The 9,527-nt window shown below is 31.8% G+C and carries 10 protein-coding genes; 1 reads left to right on the top strand and 9 read right to left on the bottom strand.

The window, feature by feature from the left end; translation table 11 throughout:
* The 4 genes from ACI3VO_RS16495 to ACI3VO_RS16480 all read right to left on the bottom strand — a co-directional run.
* Positions 1 to 458 (bottom strand): ABC transporter permease subunit (locus ACI3VO_RS16495; RefSeq protein WP_439758958.1); only part of this gene is annotated, 458 nt, incomplete at its 3' end.
* The gene (locus ACI3VO_RS16490) at positions 455 to 1,387 is read right to left on the bottom strand and encodes an ABC transporter ATP-binding protein (protein WP_439758957.1); all 933 of its coding nucleotides are present in this window, start codon (positions 1,385 to 1,387) and stop codon (positions 455 to 457) included. The genes ACI3VO_RS16495 and ACI3VO_RS16490, both read right to left, overlap by 4 nt.
* The gene (locus tag ACI3VO_RS16485; protein WP_439758956.1) at positions 1,387 to 1,575 is read right to left on the bottom strand and encodes a PLD nuclease N-terminal domain-containing protein; all 189 of its coding nucleotides are present in this window, start codon (positions 1,573 to 1,575) and stop codon (positions 1,387 to 1,389) included. The genes ACI3VO_RS16490 and ACI3VO_RS16485 overlap by 1 nt, the downstream gene beginning before the upstream one ends.
* Positions 1,576 to 1,606: 31 nt before the next feature.
* Positions 1,607 to 2,701, bottom strand: a complete 1,095-nt coding sequence (locus tag ACI3VO_RS16480) for a helix-turn-helix domain-containing protein (protein ID WP_439758955.1) — start codon at positions 2,699 to 2,701, stop codon at positions 1,607 to 1,609.
* A gap of 563 nt (positions 2,702 to 3,264) precedes the next feature.
* Between ACI3VO_RS16480 and thiC the strand changes: the two genes are divergently transcribed.
* Complete coding sequence (thiC, locus tag ACI3VO_RS16475) at positions 3,265 to 4,569, top strand: phosphomethylpyrimidine synthase ThiC (protein ID WP_439758954.1); 1,305 nt, start codon at positions 3,265 to 3,267, stop codon at positions 4,567 to 4,569.
* Positions 4,570 to 4,625: 56 nt separating this feature from the next.
* Here thiC and ACI3VO_RS16470 read toward each other — a convergent pair whose 3' ends face one another.
* From ACI3VO_RS16470 to ACI3VO_RS16450, 5 genes are all read right to left on the bottom strand, one after another.
* Positions 4,626 to 5,306, bottom strand: a complete 681-nt coding sequence (locus ACI3VO_RS16470; protein ID WP_439758953.1) for a GTP pyrophosphokinase — start codon at positions 5,304 to 5,306, stop codon at positions 4,626 to 4,628.
* Positions 5,307 to 5,466: 160 nt separating this feature from the next.
* Positions 5,467 to 6,402, bottom strand: a complete 936-nt coding sequence (locus ACI3VO_RS16465) for a sugar kinase (RefSeq protein WP_439758952.1) — start codon at positions 6,400 to 6,402, stop codon at positions 5,467 to 5,469.
* Positions 6,403 to 6,430: 28 nt separating this feature from the next.
* The gene (locus ACI3VO_RS16460) at positions 6,431 to 7,447 is read right to left on the bottom strand and encodes an SPFH domain-containing protein (protein ID WP_439758951.1); all 1,017 of its coding nucleotides are present in this window, start codon (positions 7,445 to 7,447) and stop codon (positions 6,431 to 6,433) included.
* 117 nt (positions 7,448 to 7,564) lie between these two features.
* Positions 7,565 to 8,458: an NUDIX hydrolase gene (locus ACI3VO_RS16455; protein ID WP_439758950.1), complete on the bottom strand. Its 894-nt coding sequence runs from the start codon at positions 8,456 to 8,458 to the stop codon at positions 7,565 to 7,567.
* 170 nt (positions 8,459 to 8,628) lie between these two features.
* A complete protein-coding gene (locus ACI3VO_RS16450; RefSeq protein WP_439758949.1) occupies positions 8,629 to 9,369 on the bottom strand; it encodes a flavodoxin in 741 nt (246 codons plus the stop codon).
* Between the last annotated feature and the right edge of the window lie 158 nt (positions 9,370 to 9,527).

Below are 9,527 nucleotides of genomic sequence, written 5' to 3'. Positions count from 1 at the left end.
AACAACAGATTTGCAACCTCAGTATCCTCCCAAAACAACATAGAATATAAAAATGTAACCAATGCAGCTAAGAAATACACAACTGTCCAAACCAAACAAGTTGACGTAAATTTAGATAAAATCACTGTCTTTCTAGATAACCCCTTTGTAAGCATATTAATAAGTGTCCCTTTTGTGAGCTCGTTTGAAATTATCCCACTAAACATAATCACTAGTACGATAAGTCCCATTTGGTTTACATTTTTGAAAAACTGCATCCAAGAATCCATAATCGTAGGCTCTGGTAGGTTTATAGTGAAACCTTCCTCCATAAATGACTCTACAAGATATGGTGTAAATTTAGCTGTGATAGGATTCATAAACCCTAAAATTAAAAACACTATTACAAGTAAAAGTAATTTATATGTTTTTGCTAATTCGTAAATTTCCTTTTTAGTAAATGCTATATATGCTCTCATCTCACATCCTCCAAAAATAATCTCTCTAATGTAGGCTCTTGAAGTCTTATAGATATAGGACATAAATCCGTATCTATCAGTACCTTCATAATCTCTTTTTGGATTTTTACTATATTATTTGAATGAATAAAAATCGTATTTTCTGATTTTTCTAGAGAAGTTTCCATTTCCTTTATCTCAGAATTATTTCCGAATATATTTAAAAATTGTGCTAAATTATCGCCATTTTTAAATTCTATCTCTAGACAATCTACAATATTATCAGCTCTAATTTGAGATAACGCGCCACTTAGAGCTATTTTCCCATCCTTTAAAATCGCAATTTCATCGCAAATTCTCTCTACATCAGATAGTATATGTGTTGAAAATATTACTGTAGTCTTCTCCTTGACCTTTAATAAAATATCTAGAATTTCTTTTCTTCCTATTGGATCTAGAGCTGATGTAGGTTCATCGCATATCAATAGCTTAGGCTCATTTAGAAGTGCTTGAGCAATTCCCAGTCTCTGCTTCATCCCCCTTGAAAATTTGCCTATTCGTCTTTTTTTATGCTCCTTAAGACCTACTAGCTCTAAAAGCTCTTCAGTTTTTTCTTTTATCTCTTTATTATTCATACCAGTAATTTGACCACATAGCTTTAAATACTCGACTGGATTCATATATCCATAGTATTCTGGCACGTCTGGAAGATATCCTATAAATCTATTTGTTTTAGTTTCTCCATAGCTGACCTTCTCACCACAAACTGTTATAGTTCCACTGTCTGGCTTTAAAAATCCAAGTATCATCTTCATAGTAGTAGTTTTACCAGCACCATTTTCTCCTATAAATCCACAGATGGTGTTTTCACTTACTTTTAGATTCAGATCCTTTATTATATGATTTGAGCCAAATTTTTTAGATAACCCGTTGATTTCAAGTACATTCATTACTCTTCACCTCTACCAAATACAAAGTAGAATATAGGTCCTATAAATTGTACAAATAAAACTACTAACACCCATATTACTTTATTTCCAAATCTGTAATTTGGATGTCTAAGCACATGAACTAGTGCAGTTATAGCTAATATAAATTGTAATATAATAAGTGGTAATACTAATGGTAATTGATTCATAATGTTTGTTTCCTCCTAAAATTTAATATTTTTACTCACTTTCTAACGCCAATAAACAAGATTTAAATCTGTACTCTTCTTTTAAACTAGCAAAAACTGGATTGTCCTTTAAAGCACTTACTACACTTTGTTTTATTAATTTTTGGCTTCTAGGCGGATTTACTCCTAAATCCAAGTCTTTAAACCAAGCTTCTATTTTGTCAAAGTATTCATTTCCCTTTAGTTTAAAATTATATATACTTTTTACACATACCTTTGTATACATCTCTATCAAATCTAGAGCTTTTTCCTTTTCTCCATGTACTGCATAAGCCTGCGCTGTACTTAAGTATAAATTCACTGCTATATTTGAATGAAGCTCATCTAAATCAAACACTTTACAGATTTCAAACGCCTTTTCAAAAGTTTCCTCTACTACCTTTAAATCATTTGTATTCAAAACAATTCTTTGAACTGCATTTCCAACTAAACCTATTAAATGCTGATACATACAAATCTGTGCTACTTCATCTGCCTTATCTACGTTACCCAATAACTGGAAGCTAAGACCTATGAGCTCTGCATCCTGACCATATGATTCGATATCCTCTCCTAAAAGCTCTAAAATCTCAACTGGTTTATTCGCCATAGCTAGTGAAAGCGCCTCTAGGGAAACTATCTCCTTTATCAATTTTGGATCGTTGCTTTCTTCCTTTATTCTTATGCATAAATCTCTGGCTTTATCTAAAATTTCCTCTTTATTTTCAAATAGCATATGATGATTTAAGTAAAGCACCACCATTCGTTTTAAAAATTCAAAGCAAGAGTAGTATTTTTTAATGTATTTTTCACATTTTTCTAAGACCTCATCTGGTTTCTTTTCAGTAAACTCATCAGCCAAGCTATAGTAAATTTTTTTGATATCATCTTTTGTAAGCTGTGGTTCATACCCCATGAGTTCGTCTAATGATACATTGAACAATGTCGCCAATTGAGGAAGCAACAATATATCTGGATATGTTATGTTGTTCTCCCATTTTGATACTGATGATTTTGATACACCTATATAATTTGCAAGCTCATCTTGAGTGATGCCTTTATTTCTTCTGAAGTTAGTTATATTTTTACCTATGTTAATTTCATTCATTTTTATATCTCCTCTCTTTATACTTAAATTATATGCTGTAATTTTTATCTGAACAATGGAGCCAAAAGCTACTTTTGTAAAAAAAGTTTCCCAAACCGAAACTTAATTTTTTATAATATACAATATTAAGCTCTCAATAGCATAAATTTTCAAAATAATTTTTATATTTATTAAAAGAAATTTTGTATTGAAAAAAGAATTTCCATATGTTACCATAAAATTACAATTGAAATATATACAGGGGAGCTTTTGCTGAGATTGAATTTTTTTCTAAACCCTCCGAACCTGCCGGATAATGCCGCGAGGGAGTTTATATTTTTGTATTTATATACATTAATCTGAATCTTAATCGTACATTATTTGTACGATTTTTTTAATTGTATAAATTTTCTACATCAATTTATATAAATTATTATTTATATAAATTTCTCAGCTTGACTATTTAACTTTTCTAATTTTGATAAAACCTCCAAAGTATATAAAATTTCAATATTAAAATTTAACTAGTTAAAAATACTTGCAAGTAATTATATTTTGAAATCTAAATTTAAGGAGAAAAAAATATGAATTACACTACTCAAATGGATGCCGCAAGAAAAGGCATAATAACAGACGAAATGAAACAAGTAAGTGAATACGAAAACTTTGACATAAATGAATTAGTAGAATTAGTAGCTCAAGGAAAGGTTTGTATTCCTGCTAATAAAAACCACAAATGCTTAAAACCTTATGGTATAGGTAAAAAATTAAAAACTAAAATAAACGTAAACCTTGGAACTTCTAGGGATTGCCTAGATATGGACTTAGAAATGGAAAAGGTTATGAGTGCTGTAAATATGGGTGCTGAATCAATAATGGACTTAAGCTCATACGGCGACACTCAAAAATTCAGAAGAAAATTAACTGCTGAATGTCCTGCTATAATAGGAACAGTTCCTATATACGATGCTGTTGTTTACTACAACAAACCGCTTAGAACTATAACTGCAAGAGAATGGATAGATGTTGTCAGAATGCACGCTGAAGATGGCGTAGATTTTATGACTATTCATTGTGGTGTCAATAAACACACAGCAGAGAGATTCAAACAATCTAAACGTCTTACAAATATAGTATCTAGAGGTGGATCTATAATTTTCGCATGGATGGAATTAACAGGAAACGAAAACCCATTCTTTGAATACTACGACGAAATCCTAGATATCTGTAGAGAATACGACGTAACTATAAGCTTAGGAGATGCCTGCAGACCTGGAAGTATCCACGATGCTGGTGATATATCTCAAATAGAAGAGCTAGTAACTCTAGGCGAATTAACTAATCGCGCTTGGGAAAAAGACGTTCAAGTTATGATAGAAGGTCCTGGCCATATGCCACTTAATCAAATAAAGGCAAATATGGAAATCCAAGAAACTATATGTAACGGAGCACCTTTCTATGTATTAGGACCTCTTGTTACAGACGTCGCTCCAGGATACGACCATATTACAGCTGCTATAGGTGGAGCAATCGCAGCAACTTACGGAGCTTCTTTCCTATGCTATGTAACTCCTGCAGAACATCTTAGACTTCCTAACCTAGAAGACGTGAAGGAAGGTATAATAGCATCTAAAATAGCTGCTCATGCTGCCGATATTGCAAAGGGCGTAAAGGGAGCTGCCGATTGGGATAACCAAATGAGCCAAGCTAGACGTGACCTAGATTGGGAAAAAATGTTTGATTTAGCTATAGACAGTGAAAAAGCAAGACGCTACAGAGCAGAATCTAAGCCTGAAAACGAAGATACTTGTACTATGTGCGGTAAGATGTGCGCAGTTAGAAATATAAACAAGATCTTAAAAGGTGAAGATGTAGATATAATGGAATAAATTTTTATCCACGTAAATAAAGCCAAATGGGGGTCAAATCCTATTTGGCTTTTAATTTATTTATTTACAATCCTATTCTTTATTTCCTCCATACGCACATCTAGGTTTGCACTAATTTCTGCACATTCTAATAGCTCTTGTCTCAATAATTCAGCTTCTTCTTCTGGTATATTTTTTTTGTAGCTCAATTTATGATCTAAGCTCGCCCAGAAATCCATAGCTATAGTTCTAAGCTGCACTTCTACCCTCATATTTTTCTTTTCCTCTTTCAAAAATATAGGAATTTCTATAATTAAATGCAAGCTTCTATAACCATTAGGCTTTGGATTTTTTATGTAGTCCTTAACTTGAATCAATTTAACATCATCTTGTTGCAATAGACAATCTGCCAATAAATATATATCCTCTATAAAAGAGCATACTATTCTAACGCCTGCTACATCATTTAAATTATCTTCAATAGACCTAACTGTAAGCGGTAAATCTCTTTTAACTAATTTTTTTACTATACTTTCTGTAGATTTTAACCTAGTTTTTATTGTCTCTATTGGATTTCTATCGTATTCAAGAGAAAACTCTTGATTTAGTACTTTAAATTTTGTCTCTACCTCCATAATGGCACACTGATAATATGCCATTAATCTTTTTAAAGGCATCATATCCTCTTCTATTCGATCAAGCGCATTGTTATTTACTAATGTTTTTACAACTGGTCTTACTAATTTTTCCTTTAACATAATTTATATTAACCCCTATCACTAAATTTATTGACTTATCTAAAATAAATCCATAAAAAATTATTTTTATATTATATTTTTATTATACCACAATTTTATGTACTATATATTAAAACAAGGTATATGAATTCATATACCTTGCTTATAATTTATTATAATATTATACTATAAGTAATCCTTTATGCTCGGCAATTGAGATAACTGCCTCATTTCCAGAGTTAAATTCTATGTAATCCTCTTCTACTCCATCACTAAATATTACTCCATTTTCTGGCATTAAAGACTGTATTTTCAAAGAATTTGTTTTATCTATTTTCCCAAATACCATGGTATCTGATGTCCATTTGCTTGGATATGGCTCGCGAACTGTGTAGTATAGAAAATCTGAATTCCATCTAAATTCTTCCTTCTGTCTAAGCTCGACTTCTCTGCCTGAGCATCCTGTTGATATTTTTGATGCACCTGCTAAAATACTTTTAAACCATCCTGTAGAACCCAAACCTGTCGATACAATTATGCCACTTGAAGATTGACGTTCATTTTTGTCGTTTTGATTTAAAATATATTGTGCTGACACATGAGTTTTTTGACCTATAAATATATCGTTTACTCCTAGAAGAGATTGACCGTCGTTTAATGTTGCCTTTGCTAGAGTTATTTCTTTGAAGCTTCTATTATTGTTGAATACTTCCCTGACTATTAGCTCTACATCGTCTGGTTTAAAAGGAAGCAGTACACCGTCAAATCTCATCGGATCGGGATTTACACCTATTAGAGGTTGACCGTCTAGATATTTCAAAGTATTTGCAACTAATCCATCTTGTCCTACTGCGACTACTACATCGTCTTTTGCGAAAATATAGTTTGAAATGTAATCTCTATCTAAGACTTGTACACGAGCTATTTTTTGTAATTCAGATGTTATTTTAGCTAAAGTCTCCTTGTACCTTTTATCCTCTAACTTATAGTCTGTAAAATCTCCCCCTGAATGCTCTATTATAAATTTGACTTGCCCTTCTGTGTTGTATTTGTGGATTAAATTTTCAAGTCTAGTTTTTCTCTTTACTAGAACGATTTTTTTATTGTCGTTTCTCATGTATCTGCCCTCCTACAATTTTTTAATGCTAATTTCTGCCCTTCATCAAGCTTTGAAGTAAATCTGGAGAAATATTAAGCTCACCTATTTTATCTGCTTTATTTGCAAGCTGTTGGAATGCTCCTGCTATTAATTTTTCAGGTTCCATATTTATAGTAGCCAAAGCTTGTATGACGTTTGGATCCATTTCGTTGAACACCTTCATCATCGCAGCAAATTGATAAGCCTTTGAGTCTGCCTCTTCTCTTGCATTTTCTACTGAAAGCTTGATAAATTCCTTTCTCTTTTCTTCAAGCTTAGTTTGGTATCCAAGCTCCTCGTCCTTCATTTTATTTTCTTTTTCCATTTTTAGTCGTTTTGATTCTAGTTGTGATTCTTGGATTTGTTTTCTCTTTTCTTCTATTGCTATTTCTGTGTTAAGCTCATTTTCCTTGACGATGCGCTCTTGCTCTATTGATGAATTTCTTCTTTCGTAAATCGCCTCGTCTGCCTTTTTCAAAATTTCTTCTCTTGCTGTTGCTTCTAGAGCCCTCGCTGTCTCTTTATTTGGACTTATCGCTAAAATTGAAAATCCAATTATCTCTATACCAAGATTTAAAACCTCTTTACTGTCAATTAAAGCTTCTCTTATTAAATTAGCTAGGCTTTCACTAGATTTTATTGCTTCCTTTAGAGGCATATTTTCTATGCTTTTCTTAGTTAAAACCTTAGTTATATTTACTAATCTTTGAGGTATTTTCTTGTAATCCTCAGTTACATATTTTTTCTTTTTCATATCGTATGTATAGTCTAAAATTTCTGATACTCTCTTATAATCTGCTATTTTATAAGTTATTTGACCTTGAACACTTACTGTTTGATAGTCATTTGTAATCTCTTGGAATATAAATGGAACATCTGCACTTGATGTTGGAATCACAACAACTGAAGTATTTGGTACATAGTAGATAAAAGATAGCCCCTTTCCTTCTTTTACTATTTTTCCTTTTTTATACTTAAAAACATACTCACTTGGTAAAAATTTGATAGATTTAAAGTTTAACATTTTTTATTCCTCCTTCGTTTTTCTTAGTCGTATTTTGTTACTAAGTAATATTAAAAAAATATTTATTATTTTAGGTGATAAATTAAAAACTTTTATTTACCACCTATTTTTAGCTTTTTAAAACTTTGGACTCCAATCTGGATTAAATTTATAGTACTTAGATGGACGGTGCCCCTTTTCCTTTGATACTAAATCAGTTTCTATGACCATGTCCTTTATCTTTCTCCAAAGCTCCATTCTGGTGAACTTTCTATCTAGTATCAATTCATATATCGATTGAATTTCAGCCCTTGTAAAATACTCTCCTACTAAATTAAATGCTATCGGCGTGTACTCTATTTTATTTTTTAATCTATTCAACGCATCCACTAAAATTCTGTAATGATCAAATGCCAGTTTTTCTTGAGTCAAAGCTTGTGGGTTTACTACTACTTCCTTTAGCTCTGTCACACCTCTTCTTATACATTTTTCTGTAACTTCATAGGATATATTTATCTCTTCATCCTCACTTGTAAGCTTAAGTAACCACTTAGATTCATTTTCCTTATCGCATTCAATATTTTCTCTTTTTATACTAAACCATCTGATGTCGTCGGCATCTCTTCCTACCTTAGGCTTTAAATTTTCATTTGGTATAAGCGCCATATGTGCTACTGATAAAACTCTAGTTCTAGGGTCGCGTGCTATGTCTCCATATGTATATAACTGTTCAAAGTATATATTTGACATATTAGCTTCCTCTCTTATCATTCTATCAACTGCATCATCTAGTGATTCATCTATTTGAACAAATCCTCCAGGAAATGCCCAGCTACCTAGAAAAGGATGTGCATTTCTCTTTATAAGTAAAATTTTAAGCTCCTTTTCGTCTAGCTTTCTGATGTCTTCATTTACTTTATTGGTTACTGTGAAAACAAGTGTATCGACTGTAACAGAAGGTCTCTCGTAGTCATTTAAATTGTATTGACTTAGAAACTGCTCCTCTGTTAGTATATTTAAATCCTGATTCAATCTATCACCTTCTTTTTCTTAGTTTCTTTTTGTTACTAAGTTTTATTAATTAAATAATAGTCTCTTTTTTAATAAAAGTCAACTGCTTTTTTGAAATTTTTTATTAATCTAAAAAAAGATCATACATATGTAGCATGATCTTTTTATACTTACTATAATTTATCAACTTTTTATTTTAAACTTATCGATTCTAGCCATCTATCAACTTCTTCCTGCTCTGTAACAGCTACATCACTTCTCGAGATGACTAGAGCATCATGAATTACAGTTGCATCTTTTTGTAAATCTGCAATTGTATTGTCTGTATTTGATAATCGACTTCCTCCATGAGTGCAAAATAGAACTATAGTCTTGCCACTAAGGTCATATTCTTCTAAAAATGTATATAGTGGCATCGGTAAATCTCCCCACCAAATAGGATATCCTATAAATATAATGTCATAGCTATCCATATTTTCTACTTTTGAAGAAAGCTCTGGTCTTGCATTTTCTTCTTGTTCTTCAGCTGCTTCATCAACTAATGGATCATGCTCCTTAGAATATTGTTTTTCTGTTTCTATCTCAAATAAAGTTCCACCTATTGAATTTTGTATCATCTTGGCTATATGTTCTGTACTTCCGACAACTGTATCTTCTGTTTTAACTATACTGGCAGACGAAACAGTATCAGAATCATCATCTACAGCTTCAGGTAGAGTAAAATATGCAATTAAAACATTGCTTCCTGAGCTATTTACTTTATTTTCATTAGAAGCATTATTATTTTCAGAAGTATTTTCTGATGATTGATCTGTTGAATTTGCAACTGTAGAAGAATCATTTTGGCTACTATCATTATTCGTTATTTGATTACATGCGACTAACGAAAATGTCACCAATAAAATCGCAGTAATTAATAATATTTTTTTCATATAATTATACTCCTAGTCTACTCTCTAATAAAATTAGTAAATGTAATTGCTTCTTTTTCTGGATAAGATACTCCCGCTTTTATCCCTGCTTCCTTACATTTTAGGAAGAACGCCATATTTTTTGCAAGAATCCTCATAACCTGCATACCTTCTTCGTC

Origin of the sequence: Intestinibacter sp. (assembly GCF_051866655.1) — a bacterium.
Classification (GTDB): domain Bacteria; phylum Bacillota; class Clostridia; order Peptostreptococcales; family Peptostreptococcaceae; genus Intestinibacter.
This window is presented reverse-complemented; position numbering and strand designations above follow the sequence as displayed.